This window comes from Salmonella sp. SAL00653 (genome assembly GCF_046552515.1).
Lineage (GTDB): Bacteria > Pseudomonadota > Gammaproteobacteria > Enterobacterales > Enterobacteriaceae > Salmonella > Salmonella enterica.
On the sequence record NZ_JBGDTY010000029.1, the window covers coordinates 1 to 21,618 of the forward strand.

Consider the following 21,618-nt stretch of genomic DNA (forward strand, 5'->3'; position numbering starts at 1 on the left):
ATCATTACGTTCTCCGGATTTAAGTCTGGAACGTGTCAACGCTATTCAGGACGGGTCATGTAAAGTAAAAAGGCCGCGTTTTCCCGGGGAGGCTTTTATACAGGAGAAGGCCATGGCGTTAAGGATCAGGGTATTGCTCGAAAATCATAAGGGAGCTGGAGCGGATAAATCGTTGAAGGCCCGGCCAGGATTAAGCTTGTTGGTCGAGGATGAGTCTACGTCTATCTTGTTCGATACCGGCCCTGATGGCAGTTTTATGCAAAACGCGTTGGCGATGGGGATCGACCTGTCCGATGTGTCTGCTGTGGTGCTTTCGCATGGTCATTACGATCATTGCGGCGGCGTGCCGTGGCTTCCTGATAACAGTCGAATCATCTGCCATCCCGATATTGCGCGTGAACGTTATGCGGCAATGACTTTTCTTGGTATTACCCGAAAAATAAAAAAATTGTCGTGTGAGGTGGACTATTCACGCTATCGAATGATGTACACGCGTGACCCCCTGCCGATTGGCGAAAACTTTATCTGGTCAGGGGAAATACCGGTGGTCGCGCCTGAAGCCTACGGCATTTTTGGCGGCCACGATGCGGAGCCGGACTCTATTTGGGATGAGGGCGTACTGATTTACCAATCGACAAAAGGATTAGTCATCATTACGGGATGCGGGCATCGGGGGATCGCAAATATTGTCCGGCACTGTCAGAATATTACTGGTATAAAGCGGATTTACGCGCTTGTCGGCGGATTTCATCTCCGCTGCGCATCACCGTTCACGCTGTGGCGAGTCAGGCGCTTTCTGCAAGAACATAAACCTGAAAAACTATGCGGTTGTCACTGTACAGGGGCCTGGGGGCGGTTGTGGCTACCGGAAATAACCGCACCTGCAACCGGTGATGTACTGCGCTTTTAACACCACGCGCTGGACAATGTTTTCACTGATGAAACATCGTGTGGATAGGCTGGAATCAATTTGACATCCAGCCCACGCGTTAATAAACCTTATTCGCCGCGATAGACGCAGCCGGCTGTACAGGTCTCTTTCACCATCACGGCGCTCAGTAGCGGCACGACGGGCTTAACCTGATCCCAAATCCATTTTGCCAGCACTTCGCTGGTGGGATTGGACAGCCCTGGAATATCATTCAGATAGTAGTGATCAAGACGATCGTAAGTCGGTTTAAACGCCGCTTTGAGATCCGCGAAATCCATAATCCAACCGGTATGCGGATCGACTTCACCGGTAATTTCGAGACGCACCATAAACGAGTGTCCGTGCAGGCGGCCGCACTTATGCCCTTCAGGCACGTGAGGCAGGCGGTGAGCGGCTTCAAAGGTGAAATCTTTATACAACGTGGTGGACATGATGAACTCTCAGGCAATAAAAAAACCGCCGTAGGGTACCGGAAAGCGCATTTTTTATCATTAACTAAAACCATTCTCCGCCTTGTGACGGGCAATTAATTTAAGAATTTCCAGAAAATTTAATAATTATCAATCAATTATAAAATCGATTTTGGCGTTAATAACGATAACTAAAACAGGTTAGTTCATTTGGTTATTTGTTATTTCCAACCCTTCTTTAATTGTTATTCCTCTCACCGTTAACCTTATCCTCAGTTTGGGATTTATCGCTTATACATTTCATCTTTCAAGCCGCATCTGTGTTGACTGCGTTTACTCACCCCAGTCACGTATTTATGTACGCTCCTGGGGCGCGCTCAGCTTACGGCGAACTTGAATGATTTTGTGTATAGATCCGCTTTGCTTACTGGAACATAACGACGCATGACGACACCGGCTCCACTGACTGGGTTGCTTCCGCTTAATCCGGAGCAACTGGCGCGCCTTCAGGCCGCGACAACCGACCTTACTCCCGAACAGCTTGCCTGGGTCTCCGGCTATTTTTGGGGCGTACTGAACCCGCGCTCAGGCGCTGTTGCCGTCACGCCTGTTCCTGAGCGGAAGATGCCGGGGGTTACGCTTATCTCCGCTTCGCAAACCGGCAATGCGCGTCGTGTGGCGGAAGCGCTGCGTGATGATCTGCTGGCGGCCAACCTTAATGTGACACTGGTGAACGCCGGCGACTACAAATTCAAACAGATTGCCAGTGAAAAACTGTTGGTGATAGTGACGTCCACCCAGGGAGAAGGCGAGCCGCCGGAAGAGGCCGTCGCGCTGCATAAATTCCTGTTCTCCAAAAAAGCGCCGAAACTGGAAAACACCGCTTTTGCCGTGTTTAGCCTCGGCGACACCTCTTATGAATTTTTCTGCCAGTCCGGAAAAGATTTCGACAGCAAACTGGCGGAACTGGGCGGTGAACGTCTGCTCGACCGTGTCGATGCTGACGTTGAATATCAGGCAGCTGCCAGCGAATGGCGCGCCCGCGTGGTTGATGTGCTGAAGTCTCGCGCACCTGTCGCGGCACCTTCGCAATCCGTCGCTACTGGCGCGGTAAACGACATCCACACCAGCCCCTATACTAAAGACGCGCCGCTGATCGCGACCCTCTCCGTGAATCAGAAAATCACCGGTCGCAACTCGGAAAAAGATGTGCGTCATATTGAGATTGATTTAGGCGACTCCGGCCTGCGCTATCAGCCGGGCGATGCGCTGGGCGTCTGGTATCAGAACGATCCGGCTCTGGTGAAGGAGCTGGTTGAGTTGCTGTGGCTGAAAGGCGATGAGCCGGTGACGGTTGATGGTAAAACCCTGCCGCTCGCCGAAGCGCTGGAGTGGCACTTCGAGCTGACGGTGAATACCGCCAACATTGTTGAGAACTACGCGACCCTGACGCGCAGTGAGTCGCTGTTGCCATTAGTGGGCGACAAAGCGCAGCTCCAGCACTACGCCGCGACCACGCCCATTGTTGATATGGTGCGTTTCTCTCCGGCGCAGCTCGACGCTGAAGCATTAATCGGCCTGCTGCGTCCGCTGACGCCGCGTCTGTACTCCATCGCCTCCGCGCAGGCGGAAGTCGAAAGCGAAGTACACGTAACCGTCGGCGTCGTGCGCTACGATATTGAAGGCCGCGCCCGCGCGGGTGGTGCTTCCAGCTTCCTCGCCGACCGCGTGGAAGAAGAGGGCGAAGTGCGTGTGTTTATTGAACACAACGACAACTTCCGCCTGCCAGCTAACCCGCAGACGCCGGTCATTATGATTGGCCCCGGCACCGGCATCGCGCCGTTCCGCGCCTTTATGCAACAGCGTGCGGCGGAAGGGGCGGAAGGCAAGAACTGGCTGTTCTTCGGTAACCCGCACTTCACCGAAGACTTCCTTTATCAGGTTGAATGGCAGCGTTACGTGAAAGAAGGCATGCTGAACCGGATCGATCTGGCCTGGTCCCGCGATCAAAAAGAAAAAATCTACGTACAAGACAAACTGCGCGAACAGGGCGCGGAGCTGTGGCGCTGGATTAATGACGGTGCCCACATTTATGTCTGCGGCGACGCCAGGCGCATGGCCGCAGATGTCGAAAAAGCGTTGCTGGAAGTGATTGCTGAGTTCGGTGCAATGGACATCGAAGCGGCGGATGAATTTTTAAGTGAGCTGCGCGTAGAGCGCCGTTATCAGCGAGATGTCTACTAATGAGCGAAAAACATCCAGGCCCACTGGTGGTCGAAGGTAAACTGTCCGATGCCGAGCGCATGAAGCTGGAAAGCAACTACCTGCGCGGTACCATTGCGGAAGATCTGAACGACGGTCTCACCGGCGGTTTTAAAGGCGACAACTTCCTGCTAATACGCTTTCACGGCATGTATCAGCAGGATGACCGCGATATTCGCGCCGAGCGTGCGGCGCAGAAGCTGGAGCCGCGCCACGCCATGCTGCTGCGCTGCCGTCTGCCGGGCGGGGTGATTACTACGACGCAATGGCAGGCGATCGATAAATTCGCGGCGGATAACACGATTTATGGCAGTATCCGTCTGACCAACCGCCAGACCTTCCAGTTTCACGGTATTCTGAAGAAGAACGTCAAGCCGGTGCACCAGATGCTGCATTCGGTCGGGCTGGATGCGCTGGCAACCGCTAACGACATGAACCGTAACGTGCTGTGCACCTCCAACCCGTACGAATCGCAGTTGCACGCGGAAGCCTACGAGTGGGCGAAGAAGATCTCCGAACATCTGCTGCCGCGCACCCGTGCGTATGCGGAGATCTGGCTCGATCAGGAGAAGGTCGCGACCACTGACGAAGAACCGATCCTCGGCGCAACCTATCTGCCGCGTAAATTTAAAACCACGGTGGTGATCCCGCCGCAAAATGATATCGATCTGCACGCCAACGACATGAACTTTGTGGCGATTGCCGAGAACGGCAAGCTGGTGGGCTTTAACCTGCTGGTTGGCGGCGGTCTGTCCATTGAGCACGGTAATAAGAAAACCTATGCTCGTACCGCGAGCGAGTTTGGCTATCTACCGCTGGAGCATACGCTGGCGGTAGCCGAAGCGGTGGTGACGACCCAGCGTGACTGGGGCAACCGTACCGATCGTAAAAACGCGAAAACCAAATATACGCTTGAGCGCGTCGGTGTCGACACGTTCAAAGAAGAAGTCGAGCGTCGCGCGGGGATCAAATTTGAGCCGATCCGCCCGTATGAGTTTACCGGTCGCGGCGATCGTATCGGTTGGGTGAAAGGGATCGACAACAACTGGCACCTGACGCTGTTTATCGAAAACGGTCGTATCCTGGATTATCCGGGGCGCCCGCTGAAAACCGGCCTGCTGGAGATCGCGAAGATTCATCAGGGCGAGTTCCGTATTACCGCTAACCAGAACCTGATTATTGCCAGCGTGCCGGAAAGCCAGAAAGCGAAGATCGAGAAACTGGCGCGCGATCATGGGCTGATGAATGCCGTGAGCGCGCAGCGTGAAAACTCAATGGCCTGCGTGTCGTTCCCGACCTGCCCACTGGCTATGGCGGAAGCCGAGCGTTTCCTGCCGTCGTTTACTGACAAAGTGGAAGCGATTCTGGAAAAACACGGCATTCCTGATGAACATATCGTGATGCGCGTGACCGGCTGCCCGAACGGCTGTGGTCGCGCGATGCTGGCGGAAATTGGCTTAGTAGGGAAAGCGCCTGGTCGTTATAACCTGCATCTTGGTGGAAACCGTATTGGGACACGTATCCCACGGATGTATCAAGAAAATATCACCGAGCCGGATATTCTGGCCTCGCTGGATCAACTGATTGGGCGCTGGGCGAAAGAGCGCGAAGCGGGTGAAGGCTTCGGCGACTTTACGGTGCGTGCGGGCATCATTCGCCCGGTGCTCGATCCCGCGCGTGATTTCTGGGAATAACCTGAATTGCCGGATGGCGTCTGTGTAGGCCTGATAAGCGCAGCGCCATCAGGCAAGGCAAACAGTGAGGAACTTATGTCCCAACTCGATCTCAACGCATTGAATGAACTGCCAAAAGTCGATCGCGTACTGGCGTTGGCGGAAATCAACGCCCAACTGGAAACACTGAGCGCCGAAGAACGCGTGGCATGGGCGCTGGAAAATCTGCCCGGCGAATACGTGCTCTCCTCAAGCTTTGGCATTCAGGCGGCGGTGAGTCTGCATCTGGTGAATCAGATTCGCCCGGATATCCCGGTGATCCTCACCGATACCGGCTACCTGTTCCCGGAAACCTACCAGTTTATTGATGAGTTAACGGACAAACTCAAACTCAACCTGAAAGTTTACCGCGCGGGCGAAAGTCCGGCCTGGCAGGAAGCGCGCTACGGCAAACTGTGGGAGCAGGGCGTAGAAGGTATTGAGAAATACAATGACATCAACAAAGTCGAGCCGATGAATCGGGCGCTAAAAGAGCTGAAAGCGCAGACTTGGTTTGCGGGTCTGCGTCGCGAGCAGTCCGGTAGCCGCGCGCATTTACCCGTTCTCGCTACCCAGCGCGGCGTGTTTAAAGTGCTACCGATTATCGACTGGGATAACCGCACGGTTTACCAGTATCTGCAAAAGCACGGTCTGAAATACCATCCGCTGTGGGATCAGGGCTATCTGTCGGTGGGCGATACGCACACCACCCGCAAATGGGAGCCGGGTATGGCGGAAGAAGAAACGCGGTTCTTCGGGCTGAAGCGCGAGTGCGGGCTGCATGAAGGGTAATTGTCCTTACGCGGCATGATTATACTTGCTGCTATGAAAAATCCGGCAGGCAGCCGGATTTTAAATTGGTTATATTACTGACTATCTTTATGTCAGTAATATATTACGACTGCACCCATCTTTACCAATGTGCAAAGAACGTTCATGGGTTAGATATAGCTTTTCAAGAATTACATCAATAAACATTTTTTTTGCATGATAGTCGTTATAATCCTGATTAAGTTTTTTTAAAAAACCAGAATTTGTTGGTTTAAACTCTGCAAACGGCGAATAGCTATGTAGTAAATAGGAGATACACGGATGCATCATGCTAAAAGCGACTTCACCTTGTACCTCCTGATAATCTATTTTGCAAAACTGAGTCGTAGGCTCAAAGTTACCTGCATTAATACAGGCCAGCATCGATTTTTCATCTTCAGTAAGCGAGTCCTGCCATTCGACAAGCGGGTGGTCTGGAGCCTCTGCGGGACGCATCATCTCATAAACCGCCGTTTTGATTTGTGCATTTCCCGTCACTTCTTTTCGTAGAGTTGAAATCGACTCCTGAAGTAATTCCGGGTGCCAGGTCATCTTCGAACCAATCACCTCATATATTTGTAAAAATAATTGTCTCTCCTCTCTACTCATAGATTCTATCACTGCATCATCTGATATATTAAGGATGTCCTTAATATTGCTTTGGCTGATCACCGTGTCGCCGACCATAAGTAAAAATTGTGTCTGAGAAGCGTCCATCTTGATAGTAAACAGATCTTGATGAGCCGGGCAGGCCAGATGTTGTAGCCGTTTAAAGGCGTAAATTTTATTTATATCCTCTACGTTAACTTCCATCTCTCCAGGTTCACCACGGCCCTGCCCGTGAATGATGGAGTGTAACACTTCCAGCGCATGGTCCTTTTTTTCCGCTCTAAAATGATCCTGGACTTTATCCCAACCCCCCATATGGATTGCTTTTTCTTTATCTGCGCTTAACAGATGAGCAAGCCGACTTTCATTAAGCGTATAATTTTGATGATTACCGAAGCTTAAAGTGACTGGCATAATATTTTCCTTCAAATTTATATTATTCAATATCCGGAGTAAAATATATCGTTCAATTCTCTCTTTTTTATTAAACAGATAAAGTTTACTACAGGAGAGAATTTGAACGACATTATTAATACAGCACATTTATGGTTGGTAATCCTTTGTGGTGACGATAATTCAGACAAAAGGTAGATGATTCGCCGCAAATGGTCGTTTTTTTTAAATTTTGGTTTATGCAGAAGGCATTGGAGGAAGCCTCTTTGAGCGCTTCTTCCAGAAGAAAAAGGCGGAAAAATTTATAATAATTATTCGTGGGGTAAATATTTCTGAAGAATATATAAAATTGAGCGGGCATATTTAAATATAATCTCAGGAAGTGCAATTTTTGTGAGGTATATCAACAAAAAAGACCATTAAAAAGGCGTAGAGTGCTTTTATTATCCACATGCTGGAGTTTACGTGTCGATATATCACTATTGGGGAAAGTCTCGACGAGGAGAAACTAACGGCGGTGATGATTACCATTTGCTTTGCTGGCATTCTTTAGATGTTGCGGCTGTGGGTTACTGGATGGTGATAAATAATATTTATTTTATTGACCACTATCTAAAAAAATTAGGCATCCAGGATAAGGAGCAGGCGGCGCAATTTTTTGCCTGGATTTTATGTTGGCATGATATTGGAAAGTTTGCTCATTCCTTCCAGCAACTATACCGTCATGAGGCTTTAAATATCTTTAATGAGCCTACACGGCATTATGAAAAAATCGCGCATACCACGCTGGGATACATGTTGTGGAACTCCTGGCTAAGTGAATGCCCTGAATTGTTTCCTCCTTCTTTGCTTTCAGTTCGTAAAAGTAAGCGCGTTATGGCGCTTTGGATGCCAGTCACTACAGGTCATCATGGACGCCCTCCAGAGGCAATCCAGGAGCTGGACCATTTTCGCCAGCAGGATAAAGACGCGGCAAGAGATTTTCTTCTGAGAATAAAAGCGCTCTTTCCTTTAATTACTTTGCCTGAAGCCTGGGATGAAGATGAGGGTATCGACCAATTTCAGCAACTTTCCTGGTTTATTTCCGCTGCGGTTGTACTGGCTGACTGGACTGGTTCTGCCAGCCGTTATTTTCCGCGTACTGCGGAAAAAATGCCTGTTGATACCTACTGGCAGCAAGCTCTCGCTAAAGCACAAACTGCCATCACGCTATTTCCCTCAGCGGCGAATGTGTCTGCCTTTACGGGCATAGAAACGCTTTTCCCTTTTATTCAGCATCCCACACCGTTACAACAAAAGGCGCTTGAGCTGGATATCAACGTGGATGGCGCCCAACTCTTTATTCTTGAAGATGTCACCGGGGCCGGAAAAACAGAGGCGGCGCTCATATTAGCTCATCGACTGATGGCGGCAGGTAAAGCGCAGGGACTCTATTTTGGACTGCCGACAATGGCGACAGCCAACGCGATGTTTGAACGTATGGCGAACACCTGGCTGGCGCTGTATCAGCCGGACTCCCGTCCCAGCCTGATTCTGGCGCATAGCGCGCGTCGCTTAATGGATCGTTTCAATCAGTCAATATGGTCGGTCACTCTTTCCGGTACGGAAGAACCCGATGAAGCGCAGCCTGATAGTCAGGGATGCGCCGCCTGGTTTGCCGACAGCAATAAAAAAGCGTTGTTGGCGGAGGTTGGTGTAGGCACGTTGGATCAGGCGATGATGGCGGTAATGCCATTTAAACATAACAACCTGCGGTTACTGGGTCTTAGCAACAAGATTTTACTGGCTGATGAGATCCATGCCTGTGATGCATGGATGTCCCGAATACTTGAAGGTTTGATCGAACGGCAGGCCAGTAATGGCAACGCCACTATTCTGTTATCTGCGACGCTATCGCAGCAGCAGCGAGATAAGCTGGTGGCGGCATTTTCCCGTGGGGTGAGGCGTAGTGTGCAGGCGCCGTTGCTAGGCCATGACGATTATCCCTGGCTGACTCAGGTCACACAAACAGAGCTGATTTCTCAGCGGGTTGATACACGCAAAGAGGTTGAGCGTAGCGTAGATATTGGCTGGCTACATAGTGAAGAGGCGTGTCTTGAACGTATAGGTGAAGCAGTGGAAAAAGGAAACTGTATCGCTTGGATACGTCACTCCGTTGATGATGCGATTCGTATCTATCGCCAGCTTCAACTGAGTAAGGTCGTCGCCACGGAAAACCTTTTACTCTTCCATAGTCGCTTTGCTTTTCACGATCGTCAGCGGATTGAGTCACAGACGCTGAATCTCTTTGGCAAACAGAGCGGCGCACAACGTGCCGGTAAGGTCATTATCGCCACGCAGGTAATCGAACAAAGTCTGGATATTGACTGCGATGAGATGATCTCTGATTTAGCGCCGGTGGATTTATTAATTCAGCGGGCCGGTCGACTACAGCGTCATATTCGCGATCGTAACGGTCTGGTGAAAAAGAGTGGGCAGGATGAGCGAGAGACGCCAGTGCTGCGCATTCTTGCTCCGGAGTGGGATGACGCGCCGCGAGAGAACTGGTTATCCAGCGCCATGCGTAACAGCGCCTATGTCTATCCCGATCATGGGCGCATGTGGCTGACACAGCGCATATTACGTGAGCAGGGGACGATTCGGATGCCGCAATCTGCCCGATTGTTGATTGAGTCGGTCTACGGCGAGGATGTCAACATGCCGGTTGGATTTGCAAAAACCGAGCAATTGCAGAAAGGCAAATTTTATTGCGACCGGGCATTTGCCAGACAGATGCTGCTTAACTTTGCGCCGGGCTATTGTGCTGAAATTAGCGATTCTCTACCGGAGAAAATGTCAACGCGGTTGGCGGAAGAGTCTGTCACGCTGTGGCTGGCGAAAATCGTGGATGGCGTCGTAACCCCTTATACCAGCGGTGAACACGCCTGGGAGATGAGCGTGCTGCGGGTACGTCAGAGCTGGTGGAATAAACATAAAGACGAGTTTGAAAAATTAGATGGCGAACCCCTGCGTAAGTGGTGTGCGCAACAGCATCAGGATAAGGATTTTGCCACGGTGATTGTGGTGACGGATTGTGCCGCTTGTGGTTATTCGGCGAATGAGGGATTGATTGGCATGATGGGGGAATAACGAATACAGATATGGACAATTTTTCGCTTTTAACAACGCCCTGGCTTCCCGTCCGTTTCAAAGACGGTTCCACGGGCAAACTGGCTCCTGTCAATCTGGCAGATGAAAACGTGGTGGATATCGCCGCAACGCGAGCAGATTTGCAGGGAGCGGCCTGGCAGTTTCTGTTGGGATTGCTGCAATGCAGTATCGCGCCGAAAAGATACAAAAACTGGGAGGATATCTGGTTTGATGGATTGCATGCCGATGCGCTCCATAAGGCATTAGCACCGTTAGAACACGCTTTTCAGTTTGGCGCGGAAACGCCGTCTTTTATGCAGGATTTTGAAGAATTACCCGACAATAAAATAACTATAGCTTCGCTATTACCGGAAACACCAGGTATTCAAACTACTGAGTTAAATACAGATCATTTTATCAAACGTGGCGTAATGGAATGTTTTTGCCCGCATTGTGCCGCGTTGGCGTTGTTTTCAATGCAGCTTAACGCTCCTTCGGCGGACAAGGCTACCGCACTGGGCTGCGCGGCGGCGGGCCGCTGACTACATTGATTGAATTGCAGGAATATCAGGGAGAGCGGCAAACGCCGCTCTGGCGCAAGCTGTGGCTCAACGTGATGCCGCAGGATGCTGCGGATCTGCCTTTGCCTGTCGTCTATGATGCGGCTGTATTTCCCTGGCTTGCCGCAACACGTACCAGCGAGCCACCAGCTCATACTATTACAACAGATGAGCAGGTAAATAAATTACAAGCATACTGGGGGATGCCACGCCGTATCCGTCTGGATTTCGCGACAATACGTCAGGGAGTGTGCAATATCTGCGGTAATAATAGCGATGAGCTGCTAATCCAGATGTTGGTCAAGAATTATGGCGTTAATTATGACCGCTGGCGGCACCCATTAACACCACATCGCCTGCAAATAAAGAATAGTAAGGGATTTGAACCTGTTATAACCCAACCAGGTGGACTTCTTTGGCGAGATTGGCTGGGACTAAGTCAAGAAAACCCGACGGAAAAGAATACCGAATATCCGGCACAGGTGATTAAAGTGTTTAATGCCCGAGAGCTCAGGAATATCAAAGTAGGCTTGTGGGGATTTGGTGCCGATTTCAAAAAAATGAAAATCCGCTGTTGGTATGAGCACCACTTTCCGTTGCTGATGACGGAAGGTCTGATCCCTGATTTACGTAAAGCAACACAAACTGCTACCCGACTCCTCAGCCTACTGCGCAGTGCGCTAAAAGAAGCGTGGTTCTCCAATGCGAAGGGCGCCCGCGGTGATTTCAGTTTTATCGACATTGATTTCTGGAACCTGACGCAGGGGCGCTTTCTCAATCTGATCCACGATCTGGAAAACGGCCACAAGCCGGACGAAAGGCTGAATAAATGGCAAAGAGAACTTTGGCTGTTTACCCGTTGTTACTTCGATGATCACGTCTTTACCAACCCCTACGAGAGCAGCGATCTGGAGCGCATCATGAAGGCGCGCAAAAAATATTTTACCTCATCGGCGGAAAAGCAAAGCGCGAAAGCCGCCAAAGCAAAGAAGCAGGAGGCTGCTGAATGAGTATTGTGCAAGAGGATCACAAAGCCACGCTGCGCAAATGGCATGAGGATTTGCAGGAGAAGCGGGGTGCACGGGCCAGCTTGCGGCGCAGTAAAACGGTGAATGAGGCCTGCTTGTCTGAGGGATTTCATTTGCTGTTAATGCAGACGCATTCGTTGTGGAAAAACAAGGCAGACTGGCATGTTACTGCATTGGCAATTACTGCGGTACTGGCTGCGCATATCAAATTTATTGATGAGCGACAGGGTTTTGCTACACAGCTTGGACAGAAGAAGAGTGGTGACAATCCGGTAATGTCAAAACTACGCTTCTCCCGCCTGTCTGCGGTGAAAAATCCCGACGAGCTATTACGCCATTTGCGTCGTGCAGTGCAGTTGCTTGATGGTTCGGTAAATCTAATTTCTCTGGCGGACGATATTTTCCGCTGGTGTCAGGAACAAGACGACTTGCTGAACCACCATCGCCGCCAGCAGCGGCCAACCGAATTTCTCCGTATCCGCTGGGCGCTGGAATACTACCAGGCTGGCGATAACGAACAAGATTAACAGGGATATCTTTATGACAACGTTTATTCAGCTCCATTTATTAACCGCTTATCCTGCCGCCAACCTCAACCGTGACGATACCGGCGCGCCAAAAAACGTGGTGCTTGGCGGCGCGACGCGTCTGCGTATCTCCTCTCAGAGCCTGAAACGTGCCTGGCGTACCTCGGAACTGTTTGAGCAGGCGCTTGCCGGGAATATCGGTATTCGTAGCGGACGTATTGCGCGCGAAGCGGCGCAGATCCTGATTGAAAGCGGCATTGACGCCAAAAAAGCGGTTGAGTACGTCAAGAACATCGCTAACTATTTTGGCAAGGTAAAGGCGGAAAAGAAACCCAAAGATGAGTTGACGAATGCTGAAACCGGGCAACTGGTGCATATCAGCCCAGCTGAATTTGAGGGCGTAAAAGCGCTAGCGCACCGTCTGGCAGAAGAAAAACGCGCTCCAAAAGAGGAAGAGCTTGCACTGCTACGTAAAGATCGCATGGCCGTCGATATTGCCATGTTTGGCCGGATGTTAGCGGAGAAAACTGATTTTAACGTTGAAGCCGCCTGCCAGGTCGCCCACGCCTTCGGCGTCAGCGAAACGATCGTCGAAGACGATTTCTTTACTGCTGTGGATGACCTACGCCAGGCATCGGCAGAAGATGCAGGCGCAGGCCATCTCGGCGAAACCGGCTTTGGCTCCGCGCTGTTTTACACCTATATCTGCATCAACAAAGATCTGCTGGTGAAAAACCTGAACGACAATGAAGAACTGGCAAACAAAACGCTGCGCGCCTTTACTGAAGCGGCGCTGAAAGTGTCGCCGACCGGCAAACAGAACAGCTTTGCCAGCCGTGCCTATGCCTCGTGGGCGCTGGCCGAAAAAGGCACCGACCAACCACGTTCACTGGCGGCCGCGTTTTATGAACCGATCAACGGTACAGACCAATTGAACGTTGCGGTTAAGCGTATTACATCGCTGCATAAGAATATGAATAAGGTTTATGGCCAGCGGACTGATACCGCCAGTTTCGACGTGATGAATCAGCAGGGAAGCATGGAAGACGTGCTTGACTTCATCTGCGCGTAAGGGGCGGCTTATGAGCCAATATCTGGTTTTTCAGCTTCATGGGCCGATGGCCTCCTGGGGCGTGGATGCGCCAGGCGAAGTGCGCCACAGCCATGAACTACCCTCGCGCTCGGCGCTGTTGGGGTTATTAGCTGCGGCGCTGGGAATTCGCCGCGATGAGGAGGAACGGCTAAACGCCTTCAATCGTCATTACCAATTTTTGCTGTGCGCCAGTGGCAACCCGCGCTGGGCGCGGGATTATCACACGGTGCAGATGCCGAAAGAGGTACGTAAGGCACGTTACTTCAGCCGCCGTGAAGAGTTGCAGGATCCTGAATTACTGAGCGCGCTGATTTCCCGACGCGACTACTACACCGACGCTTGGTGGATGATCGCTGTCAGCGCGACGCCGGACGCGCCTTACACGTTGGCGCAGCTTCAGGCGTCGTTACAACATCCTGTGTTCCCGCTGTATCTGGGGCGCAAAAGTCACCCTCTGGCGTTGCCGCTTGCGCCGCAACTGCTGGAAGGGAGTGCGGCGGATGTCCTGCGTGAAGCATATCGTTGGTATCAGGATCAATTCAATGCGCTGAAACTGCCTCTCCCCAGATTACAGAACGAATGCTGGTGGGAAGGTGAACACGATGGCTTAACGGCGAGCAAAATTTTACGTCGTCGCGACATGCCGTTGAGCCGCCAGCAATGGCTGTTCGGTGAACGTAGCGTGAATCAGGGGCCGTGGCTCCGCAAGGAGGACGCGTGTATCTCTCAAGAATAACGCTGCACACCAGCGAGCTTTCGCCGGCACAGCTCTTGCATCTGGTGGAGTGCGGCGAGTACGTGATGCACCAGTGGTTATGGGATCTCTTTCCCGGCGGCAAGGAACGGCAGTTTCTTTATCGCCGCGAAGAGTTACAGGGCGCGTTTCGCTTTTTTGTTCTCTCACAGGAACAGCCTGCCGCCAGCGCGATTTTTGACGTGCAGACTCGCCCATTTGCGCCAATGCTGAGCGCGGGACAGACGCTGCGGTTTAACTTGCGCGCCAATCCGACGGTTTGCAAAAACGGCAAGCGTCACGATTTGCTGATGGAGGCGAAACGCCAGCGTAAAACGCAGGGTGATAGCCAGGATATTTGGTCTTATCAGCAGCAAGCGGCGCTGACGTGGTTGGCGCGCCAGGGGGAGCAAAATGGCTTCACACTGCGCGAAACGAGCGTTGATGCTTATCGGCAGCAGCAGATACGTCGAGAGAAATCCCGGCAGATGATTCAGTTTAGCAGCGTGGACTATACCGGCGTGCTGGTGCTTAACGATCCCGTGCTTTTCCTGCAACGTCTGGCGCAGGGGTACGGTAAAAGCCGGGCGTTTGGCTGCGGAATGATGATGATCAAACCCGGAGACGACGCGTGACGTTCGTACCGCTCAACCCGATCCCGTTAAAAGATCGAACCTCGATGATCTTCCTCCAGTACGGTCAAATTGACGTGCTGGATGGGGCATTCGTGCTGATCGATAAAACGGGAGTCCGCACGCATATTCCCGTCGGTTCGGTCGCTTGTATCATGCTGGAACCGGGAACGCGGGTTTCCCATGCGGCAGTGCATTTAGCATCAACGGTCGGCACCCTGTTGGTATGGGTGGGCGAGGCGGGAGTGCGGGTCTATTCCTCCGGACAACCCGGTGGCGCACGAGCCGATAAGTTGCTTTATCAGGCAAAGCTGGCGTTAGATGATGACCTGCGGCTTAAAGTAGTCCGCAAAATGTATGAACTGCGTTTTCGTGAGCCGCCTCCCGCCCGTCGTTCCGTTGAGCAACTGCGCGGTATTGAAGGATCCCGTGTGCGGGCGACCTATGCATTACTGGCGAAGCAGTATGGCGTGAAATGGCATGGTCGTAACTATGATCCGAAAGACTGGGAGAAGGGGGATGTCGTCAACCGATGTATTAGCGCGGCGACATCGTGCCTGTACGGGATTTCAGAAGCGGCTATCCTGGCGGCGGGATATGCGCCGGCTATCGGTTTTATCCATAGCGGTAAGCCGCTTTCTTTTGTTTATGACATTGCCGATATCATCAAATTTGAATCGGTGGTGCCCAAAGCATTTGAGATCGCCGCTCGTCACCCGGCGGAACCTGATAAAGAAGTGCGCCTGGCCTGCCGGGATATTTTTCGCAGTTCGAAGCTGACCGGAAAATTGATCCCGCTGATCGAAGAGGTGCTCGCTGCCGGTGAAATTGAACCACCTCAGCCTGCGCCGGATATGCTGCCGCCAGCAATACCGGAACCTGAATCACTGGGTGATAGCGGCCATCGGGGGCATGGTTGATGAGTATGGTGGTTGTGGTCACGGAAAACGTACCGCCGCGCCTGCGGGGACGTCTTGCCGTCTGGTTACTTGAGGTTCGTGCAGGTGTTTATGTTGGCGATACCTCGAAGCGTATTCGGGAAATGATTTGGCAACAGATCACACAGCTTGGCGGAGTCGGAAACGTAGTAATGGCCTGGGCAACAAATACTGAGTCTGGTTTTGAGTTCCAGACCTGGGGTGAAAACAGACGTATTCCGGTAGATTTGGATGGACTGCGTTTGGTTTCTTTTCTTCCTGTTGAAAATCAATAAGTTGAATGTTCTTTAATAATAAGGAATTGTTATCTTACCGTTGGTAGTTTGTTATGTAGTAAAAAAGGGCTTTTAGAACAAATATATAGTTTTAGTGTGTTCCCCGCGCTAGCGGGGATAAACTGCTGCATATTCACGCCTCACTCCAGCACACTGGGTGTTCCCCGCGCTAGCGGGGATAAACCGTCGGATAACGTTTCGTCAGCGCGTATCATGCCGTGTTCCCCGCGCTAGCGGGGATAAACCGCTGGGAAGATTGGGCGCTTTCAATATCTTCCAGTGTTCCCCGCGCCAGCGGGGATAAACCGACGCAATTAAATCATGACGATTTGCGCGGCCAGTGTTCCCCGCGCCAGCGGGGATAAACCGAGGGGCGTTCCGCAGTCGACAAGGGCTGAAAAATGTTCCCCGCGTCAGCGGGGATAAACACGTTTCACCAGCTTATCAGGACGTTTTTTCCGCCTTCGCCAGCTCTTTTACCAACGGCAGCATTATCCGCACTACATCGCGGCTACGGCGCTCAATCCTCCCTGGCAGCGCCTTGTCAATATGCTGTTGATTATCAAGCCGTACGTCGTGCCAGCTATTGCCGTTCGGGAAGGATGCATTTTTCACGCGTTGCTGGTATCCGTCTTTTTTACCCAGATTCCAGTTCGTCGCCTCAACAGAAAGCACCGATATTCCCGCTTTATCGAAAACCTCCGCATCATTACAGCAACCCGTTCCTTTGGGGTAGGATGGATTGCGTCCCGGATTGGTGTTGGCGGCGATACCATAACGGCGCGCAATCGCTAATGCTCGATCGCGGGTCAGTGTACGCACCGCTTCCGGCGTATTTTTCCCGCTATTAAAATAGAGCTTGTCGCCAACAATCAGGTTATCGAGATTAATCACCAGCAGCGTATTTTTCTTCTCAGCGTCACTCATTCGTTTGAGTAAATTTTCCGCGCCTAGCTTTCCCTCTTCTTCCCCGCTGGTGGCGATAAAACGAATCCCGTAATGGGTCGGTATATCTTTCAGACGCGCCGCCAGTTCCAGCATAACGCCTAATCCCGCGGCATTATCATCCATTCCCTGTAACGTTAAACCGCCCAGATTGGCATCGACATCAGCGTCGCTCTGCGGAGCGTACGTATCCAGATGCGCCATAATGATGATCTGTTGCGGCACGCGCCCTTCATGGGCGGCGATGACCGTACTGCCCGTCACGTTATGCCAGTTTTTGCGATTATCCTTCGTGGTATAAATAAATCGGCTATTAAACGTTCGAATATCGCTTTGGTATCCCATCTGGGTAAATTGTTGGCGTAAATAATCGGCAGACAACATCTCGGCGGGGGAGCCCGTCATTCTCCCGGGAAAAAAGGTGGCGATATGTCGTGCCTGAGTATTCGCTATTTCACCAGGCCCTGGTGATGCTGCTTGTGCAGGAAGGATAAAGCCTACGCCGAGCGCCAGAATGACGGCAAAGCGGCGCGTTGCGGAAAACATAATGAGTCCTTAAATACAGAACAAAATTTTACGTGGCTAGTATGAAACCGCGATCGTGTTAATACAATTTCATTTGCTCCTAAATGCTGGCAATCCGGTACGTTAAGCATTTTTTGATATTGGTTTTTGGGCCGCGTTATTCCTTTGAGGAACTATTCATTCCAATTCGTCATTTCATTCACTCTCCCGCGCTCCCTATAGTCGTGTAATCGAAATGTTTAGCAAAAAACGGTATTGCAAAGGAACGGTTATGGATCAAAAACGACTCACCCACCTGCGGCAACTGGAGGCGGAAAGTATCCACATTATCCGTGAAGTGGCAGCGGAATTCGCTAACCCGGTCATGCTGTACTCCATTGGTAAAGACTCCAGCGTTATGCTGCATCTGGCGCGTAAGGCGTTTTATCCGGGTACGTTACCGTTCCCGCTATTGCACGTTGATACCGGTTGGAAATTCCGTGAGATGTACGCCTTTCGCGATCGTACCGCCAACGCATACGGCTGCGAATTGCTGGTACATAAAAATCCGGAAGGCGTGGCGATGGGCATCAATCCGTTCGTTCACGGTAGCGCTAAACACACCGACATTATGAAAACCGAAGGGTTAAAGCAGGCGCTGAATAAGTACGGTTTTGATGCCGCGTTCGGCGGCGCACGGCGCGATGAGGAAAAATCCCGCGCGAAAGAACGTATTTACTCCTTTCGTGACCGTTTCCATCGCTGGGACCCGAAAAATCAGCGGCCAGAGTTGTGGCGTAACTATAACGGTCAGATTAATAAAGGCGAAAGTATACGCGTCTTCCCGCTCTCCAACTGGACAGAGCAGGATATCTGGCAATACATCTGGCTGGAAAACATCGACATCGTGCCGCTGTATTTGGCTGCTGAACGCCCGGTTCTGGAACGTGACGGCATGTTGATGATGGTGGATGACGATCGTATCGATCTCCAGCCTGGCGAAGTCATCAAAAAAAGGATGGTGCGCTTCCGTACACTTGGCTGTTGGCCGCTCACCGGGGCGGTGGAATCCCACGCGCAAACGCTGCCGGAAATTATCGAAGAGATGCTGGTTTCTACCACCAGCGAGCGCCAGGGGAGGATGATTGACCGCGATCAGGCGGGGTCGATGGAGCTTAAAAAACGTCAGGGGTATTTCTAAGGAGTCGCCATGAACACCATACTTGCACAACAAATCGCCAATGAAGGCGGCGTCGAAGCCTGGATGATTGCCCAACAACACAAAAGCCTGCTGCGTTTTTTAACCTGTGGCAGCGTTGATGACGGTAAAAGTACGCTGATAGGTCGTTTGCTGCACGATACCCTGCAAATTTATGAAGATCAGCTCTCTTCTCTGCATAATGACAGTAAACGTCATGGCACGCAGGGAGAAAAACTCGATCTGGCGCTGCTGGTAGATGGGCTGCAGGCCGAGCGTGAGCAGGGCATTACTATTGACGTCGCGTACCGCTATTTCTCCACGGAAAAACGAAAATTTATTATCGCCGACACGCCGGGCCATGAACAATATACCCGGAATATGGCGACCGGAGCGTCCACCTGCGATCTGGCGATCCTACTGATCGACGCGCGTAAAGGCGTGCTGGATCAGACGCGTCGCCATAGCTTTATCTCCACTCTGTTGGGGATCAAACACCTGGTAGTGGCAATCAACAAAATGGATCTCGTTGGCTACCGCGAGGAGACCTTCGCTCGTATTCGCGAAGATTACCTGACCTTTGCTGAACAGTTGCCGGGCGATCTGGATATTCGCTTTGTCCCGCTTTCGGCGCTGGAAGGGGATAATGTCGCCGCGCAGAGCGCGAATATGCGCTGGTACAGCGGTCCGACGCTGCTGGAAGTCCTGGAAACGGTAGACATACAGCGTGCGGTAGACCGTCAGCCGATGCGCTTTCCGGTACAATACGTCAATCGCCCGAACCTTGATTTCCGGGGGTATGCCGGCACTCTGGCGTCTGGTAGCGTCAAAGTCGGAGAGCGCATTAAAGTGCTGCCGTCCGGCGTGGAATCCAGCGTGGCGCGTATCGTCACTTTTGATGGCGATAAAGAAGAAGCCTGTGCGGGCGAAGCCATTACCCTGGTACTCAACGACGACATTGATATTAGCCGCGGCGATCTGCTGCTGGCGGCAAACGAGACGCTGGCACCTGCGCGGCACGCCGCGATCGACGTGGTATGGATGGCGGAACAGCCGCTGGCGCCGGGCCAAAGCTACGATGTTAAACTTGCGGGTAAGAAAACCCGCGCGCGTATCGAGGCTATTCGCTATCAGATTGATATCAACAATCTGACCCAACGAGACGTCGAGAGCCTGCCGTTAAACGGTATTGGTCTGGTGGAGATGACATTCGATGAGCCGCTCGCGCTGGATATTTATCAGCAAAATCCGGTGACGGGCGGGCTGATTTTTATCGACCGACTTTCTAACGTCACCGTGGGCGCTGGCATGGTGCGGGAACTGGACGAACGCGGAGCGACGCCGTCCGTGGAATACAGTGCGTTTGAGCTGGAGCTGAATGCGCTGGTACGCCGTCATTTTCCGCACTGGGACGCCCGCGATTTGCTGGGAGATAAACATGGCGCTGCATGATGAGAACGTGGTCTGGCACTCTCATCCCGTTACTGTCGCCGCCCGTGAACAGCTCCACGGCCACCGTGGCGTGGTGCTGTGGTTTACCGGACTCTCCGGTTCGGGAAAATCAACGGTGGCCGGCGCGCTGGAAGAGGCGTTACATCACCGTGGCGTCAGTACCTACCTGTTGGATGGCGATAATGTGCGCCACGGTTTGTGCCGTGATTTAGGTTTTAGCGATGCCGATCGCCAGGAGAATATCCGGCGGGTAGGCGAAGTGGCCAGTCTGATGGCGGACGCCGGTCTGATTGTTTTGACGGCATTTATTTCTCCGCACCGCGCCGAGCGGCAACTGGTAAAAGAGCGCGTCGGACACGATCGTTTTATCGAGATTTATGTCAATACGCCGCTGGCTATCTGTGAACAGCGCGATCCTAAAGGGTTGTATAAAAAAGCGCGCGCGGGCGAGTTGCGTAACTTTACCGGCATCGACGCCATTTACGAAGCGCCTGACTCGCCACAGGTTCATCTTAATGGTGAACAATTAGTAACAAATTTGGTTTCCCAATTATTAGACCTGCTGAGACGGCGCGATATTATCAGATCCTGAGACACCACCGGGCTTGTATGCCCGGTATGGTCAAGGTTACAGGATTTAATATGCGTAATAGCCATAACATTACTTTCACAAGGTCAGACGCCTTCATGGTCGACGATGACGCCACCAGTGCATTTCCGGGGGCGGTGGTCGGCTTTATGTCATGGCTGCTGGCGTTGGGGATCCCTTTTCTGCTTTATGGCCCTAACACGCTGTTTTTTTTCCTCTATACCTGGCCCTTTTTCCTCGCGTTAATGCCGGTATCGGTGATTATCGGTATTGTGTTGCATCTGCTGGTAAAGGGCAAAATACTTTTTAGCATTATGTTTACTCTACTGGCGGTAGGCGCGCTATTCGGCGCGTTATTTATATGGCTATTAGGGTAGACGGGTTATCACTGCGCCTCCGGTCATAATTCAAACCGTAACCAACAATGAGATTATGTTCTCCTTACTCGGGTATACGTAACATCCGGCAAATGTGGTACATTTGCCGGCGTTGTCGCGGCAATCCCGTCCTGAATGTGGAGTCACAGAGGACGTTATGGGATGATGATGCCGTTTTTCAGGGGGCAGGATGGGTAAACTAACGCTGCTGTTGCTGGCTTTACTGGTCTGGCTACAGTACTCGCTGTGGTTCGGTAAGAACGGCATACATGACTATAGCCGCGTCAACGATGATGTGGTCGCGCAGCAGGCGACAAACGCCAAACTTAAAGCGCGTAACGATCAGCTTTTTGCCGAAATTGACGATCTCAATGGCGGCCAGGAAGCGATTGAGGAGCGCGCGCGCAACGAACTTAGCATGACCAAACCGGGCGAAACCTTCTATCGTCTGGTGCCTGACGCCTCAAAACGCGCGGCAACGGCGGGGCAAACTCATCGATAAACCATCCAG

General features: G+C 51.9%; 19 protein-coding genes, 1 pseudogene and 1 CRISPR repeat array. Of the genes and pseudogenes, 17 read left to right on the top strand and 3 right to left on the bottom strand.

Features of this window, described 5'->3' with window-relative positions; genetic code table 11:
- The first annotated feature begins 112 nt into the window (after window positions 1-112).
- Entirely contained in the window at window positions 113-910 is a 798-nt protein-coding gene (locus tag ACLJRU_RS22610) for an MBL fold metallo-hydrolase (RefSeq protein ID WP_187790691.1), read from the top strand.
- A gap of 89 nt (window positions 911-999) precedes the next feature.
- On the opposite strand, the gene queD is transcribed toward ACLJRU_RS22610, so the two are convergent.
- A complete protein-coding gene (gene queD, locus ACLJRU_RS22615; RefSeq protein ID WP_000108313.1) occupies window positions 1,000-1,362 on the bottom strand; it encodes a 6-carboxytetrahydropterin synthase QueD in 363 nt (120 codons plus the stop codon).
- 423 nt (window positions 1,363-1,785) lie between these two features.
- Between queD and cysJ the strand changes: the two genes are divergently transcribed.
- The 3 genes from cysJ (at window position 1,786) to cysH (ending at window position 6,107) form a co-directional block, all read left to right on the top strand.
- On the top strand, window positions 1,786-3,585 hold the full coding sequence (gene cysJ / locus ACLJRU_RS22620) for an NADPH-dependent assimilatory sulfite reductase flavoprotein subunit (protein ID WP_000210926.1): 1,800 nt from the start codon (window positions 1,786-1,788) through the stop codon (window positions 3,583-3,585).
- Window positions 3,585-5,297, top strand: a complete 1,713-nt coding sequence (cysI, locus tag ACLJRU_RS22625; protein WP_001290656.1) for an assimilatory sulfite reductase (NADPH) hemoprotein subunit — start codon at window positions 3,585-3,587, stop codon at window positions 5,295-5,297. The genes cysJ and cysI overlap by 1 nt, the downstream gene beginning before the upstream one ends.
- 75 nt (window positions 5,298-5,372) lie before the next feature.
- On the top strand, window positions 5,373-6,107 hold the full coding sequence (cysH, locus tag ACLJRU_RS22630) for a phosphoadenosine phosphosulfate reductase (RefSeq protein ID WP_001540809.1): 735 nt from the start codon (window positions 5,373-5,375) through the stop codon (window positions 6,105-6,107).
- A gap of 87 nt (window positions 6,108-6,194) precedes the next feature.
- Here cysH and sopD read toward each other — a convergent pair whose 3' ends face one another.
- On the bottom strand, window positions 6,195-7,148 hold the full coding sequence (gene sopD, locus ACLJRU_RS22635) for an SPI-1 type III secretion system effector SopD (RefSeq protein WP_024148668.1): 954 nt from the start codon (window positions 7,146-7,148) through the stop codon (window positions 6,195-6,197).
- Between the two features lie 444 nt (window positions 7,149-7,592).
- On the opposite strand from sopD, the gene ACLJRU_RS22640 reads away from it, so the two are divergent.
- The 8 genes and pseudogenes from ACLJRU_RS22640 (at window position 7,593) to cas2e (ending at window position 16,042) form a co-directional block, all read left to right on the top strand.
- Window positions 7,593-10,256, top strand: a complete 2,664-nt coding sequence (locus ACLJRU_RS22640; protein WP_023235207.1) for a CRISPR-associated helicase/endonuclease Cas3 — start codon at window positions 7,593-7,595, stop codon at window positions 10,254-10,256.
- Window positions 10,257-10,267: 11 nt separating this feature from the next.
- Window positions 10,268-11,826 (top strand): annotated as a pseudogene (casA, locus tag ACLJRU_RS22645) (type I-E CRISPR-associated protein Cse1/CasA).
- Window positions 11,823-12,371: a type I-E CRISPR-associated protein Cse2/CasB gene (casB, locus tag ACLJRU_RS22650; protein WP_001540805.1), complete on the top strand. Its 549-nt coding sequence runs from the start codon at window positions 11,823-11,825 to the stop codon at window positions 12,369-12,371. The pseudogene casA and the gene casB overlap by 4 nt, the downstream one beginning before the upstream one ends.
- Window positions 12,372-12,384: 13 nt before the next feature.
- Complete coding sequence (cas7e, locus tag ACLJRU_RS22655) at window positions 12,385-13,443, top strand: type I-E CRISPR-associated protein Cas7/Cse4/CasC (protein ID WP_000206408.1); 1,059 nt, start codon at window positions 12,385-12,387, stop codon at window positions 13,441-13,443.
- A 10-nt stretch (window positions 13,444-13,453) separates the two neighbouring features.
- On the top strand, window positions 13,454-14,200 hold the full coding sequence (gene cas5e, locus ACLJRU_RS22660; RefSeq protein WP_000085112.1) for a type I-E CRISPR-associated protein Cas5/CasD: 747 nt from the start codon (window positions 13,454-13,456) through the stop codon (window positions 14,198-14,200).
- Window positions 14,182-14,832, top strand: coding sequence for a type I-E CRISPR-associated protein Cas6/Cse3/CasE (gene cas6e / locus ACLJRU_RS22665; RefSeq protein ID WP_001540803.1), 651 nt, complete (start codon window positions 14,182-14,184; stop codon window positions 14,830-14,832). Before cas5e ends, cas6e begins: the two co-directional genes overlap by 19 nt.
- Window positions 14,829-15,749, top strand: a complete 921-nt coding sequence (cas1e, locus tag ACLJRU_RS22670; protein ID WP_000144833.1) for a type I-E CRISPR-associated endonuclease Cas1e — start codon at window positions 14,829-14,831, stop codon at window positions 15,747-15,749. The genes cas6e and cas1e overlap by 4 nt, the downstream gene beginning before the upstream one ends.
- Complete coding sequence (cas2e, locus tag ACLJRU_RS22675) at window positions 15,749-16,042, top strand: type I-E CRISPR-associated endoribonuclease Cas2e (protein WP_001518648.1); 294 nt, start codon at window positions 15,749-15,751, stop codon at window positions 16,040-16,042. The genes cas1e and cas2e overlap by 1 nt, the downstream gene beginning before the upstream one ends.
- A gap of 96 nt (window positions 16,043-16,138) precedes the next feature.
- Window positions 16,139-16,470: direct repeats of the CRISPR family, unit length 27 nt; unit sequence GTGTTCCCCGCGCTAGCGGGGATAAAC.
- A 16-nt stretch (window positions 16,471-16,486) separates the two neighbouring features.
- On the opposite strand, the gene ACLJRU_RS22680 is transcribed toward cas2e, so the two are convergent.
- The gene (locus ACLJRU_RS22680) at window positions 16,487-17,533 is read right to left on the bottom strand and encodes an aminopeptidase (RefSeq protein WP_000490481.1); all 1,047 of its coding nucleotides are present in this window, start codon (window positions 17,531-17,533) and stop codon (window positions 16,487-16,489) included.
- Between the two features lie 250 nt (window positions 17,534-17,783).
- Here ACLJRU_RS22680 and cysD point away from each other — a divergent pair, with 250 nt between their 5' ends.
- The 5 genes from cysD to ftsB all read left to right on the top strand — a co-directional run bounded on the left by cysD (window position 17,784) and on the right by ftsB (window position 21,609).
- The gene (cysD, locus tag ACLJRU_RS22685; protein ID WP_000372384.1) at window positions 17,784-18,692 is read left to right on the top strand and encodes a sulfate adenylyltransferase subunit CysD; all 909 of its coding nucleotides are present in this window, start codon (window positions 17,784-17,786) and stop codon (window positions 18,690-18,692) included.
- A gap of 9 nt (window positions 18,693-18,701) precedes the next feature.
- On the top strand, window positions 18,702-20,141 hold the full coding sequence (gene cysN, locus ACLJRU_RS22690) for a sulfate adenylyltransferase subunit CysN (protein WP_001092261.1): 1,440 nt from the start codon (window positions 18,702-18,704) through the stop codon (window positions 20,139-20,141).
- On the top strand, window positions 20,128-20,733 hold the full coding sequence (gene cysC / locus ACLJRU_RS22695) for an adenylyl-sulfate kinase (RefSeq protein ID WP_001173659.1): 606 nt from the start codon (window positions 20,128-20,130) through the stop codon (window positions 20,731-20,733). Before cysN ends, cysC begins: the two co-directional genes overlap by 14 nt.
- Window positions 20,734-20,783: 50 nt before the next feature.
- Complete coding sequence (locus ACLJRU_RS22700; protein ID WP_023235206.1) at window positions 20,784-21,107, top strand: DUF3561 family protein; 324 nt, start codon at window positions 20,784-20,786, stop codon at window positions 21,105-21,107.
- Window positions 21,108-21,297: 190 nt separating this feature from the next.
- Window positions 21,298-21,609 carry a cell division protein FtsB gene (gene ftsB / locus ACLJRU_RS22705; RefSeq protein ID WP_000517480.1) on the top strand — a complete coding sequence of 104 codons (312 nt, stop codon included), beginning with the start codon at window positions 21,298-21,300 and terminating at the stop codon, window positions 21,607-21,609.
- The last annotated feature ends 9 nt before the right edge of the window (window positions 21,610-21,618 follow it).

What these genes read in the sequence shown, in the direction of transcription:
- casB (WP_001540805.1), top strand. Translation starts at nt 11,823, where the DNA reads ATGAGTATTGTGCAAGAGGATCACAAAGCCACGCTGCGCAAATGGCAT.
- ftsB (WP_000517480.1), top strand. Translation starts at nt 21,298, where the DNA reads ATGGGTAAACTAACGCTGCTGTTGCTGGCTTTACTGGTCTGGCTACAG.
- ACLJRU_RS22700 (WP_023235206.1), top strand. Translation starts at nt 20,784, where the DNA reads ATGCGTAATAGCCATAACATTACTTTCACAAGGTCAGACGCCTTCATG.
- queD (WP_000108313.1), bottom strand. Translation starts at nt 1,362, where the DNA reads ATGTCCACCACGTTGTATAAAGATTTCACCTTTGAAGCCGCTCACCGC.
- cysD (WP_000372384.1), top strand. Translation starts at nt 17,784, where the DNA reads ATGGATCAAAAACGACTCACCCACCTGCGGCAACTGGAGGCGGAAAGT.
- cas2e (WP_001518648.1), top strand. Translation starts at nt 15,749, where the DNA reads ATGAGTATGGTGGTTGTGGTCACGGAAAACGTACCGCCGCGCCTGCGG.
- cysI (WP_001290656.1), top strand. Translation starts at nt 3,585, where the DNA reads ATGAGCGAAAAACATCCAGGCCCACTGGTGGTCGAAGGTAAACTGTCC.
- cas7e (WP_000206408.1), top strand. Translation starts at nt 12,385, where the DNA reads ATGACAACGTTTATTCAGCTCCATTTATTAACCGCTTATCCTGCCGCC.
- cysH (WP_001540809.1), top strand. Translation starts at nt 5,373, where the DNA reads ATGTCCCAACTCGATCTCAACGCATTGAATGAACTGCCAAAAGTCGAT.
- cysC (WP_001173659.1), top strand. Translation starts at nt 20,128, where the DNA reads ATGGCGCTGCATGATGAGAACGTGGTCTGGCACTCTCATCCCGTTACT.
- cysJ (WP_000210926.1), top strand. Translation starts at nt 1,786, where the DNA reads ATGACGACACCGGCTCCACTGACTGGGTTGCTTCCGCTTAATCCGGAG.
- ACLJRU_RS22680 (WP_000490481.1), bottom strand. Translation starts at nt 17,533, where the DNA reads ATGTTTTCCGCAACGCGCCGCTTTGCCGTCATTCTGGCGCTCGGCGTA.
- cas5e (WP_000085112.1), top strand. Translation starts at nt 13,454, where the DNA reads ATGAGCCAATATCTGGTTTTTCAGCTTCATGGGCCGATGGCCTCCTGG.
- sopD (WP_024148668.1), bottom strand. Translation starts at nt 7,148, where the DNA reads ATGCCAGTCACTTTAAGCTTCGGTAATCATCAAAATTATACGCTTAAT.
- cysN (WP_001092261.1), top strand. Translation starts at nt 18,702, where the DNA reads ATGAACACCATACTTGCACAACAAATCGCCAATGAAGGCGGCGTCGAA.
- ACLJRU_RS22610 (WP_187790691.1), top strand. Translation starts at nt 113, where the DNA reads ATGGCGTTAAGGATCAGGGTATTGCTCGAAAATCATAAGGGAGCTGGA.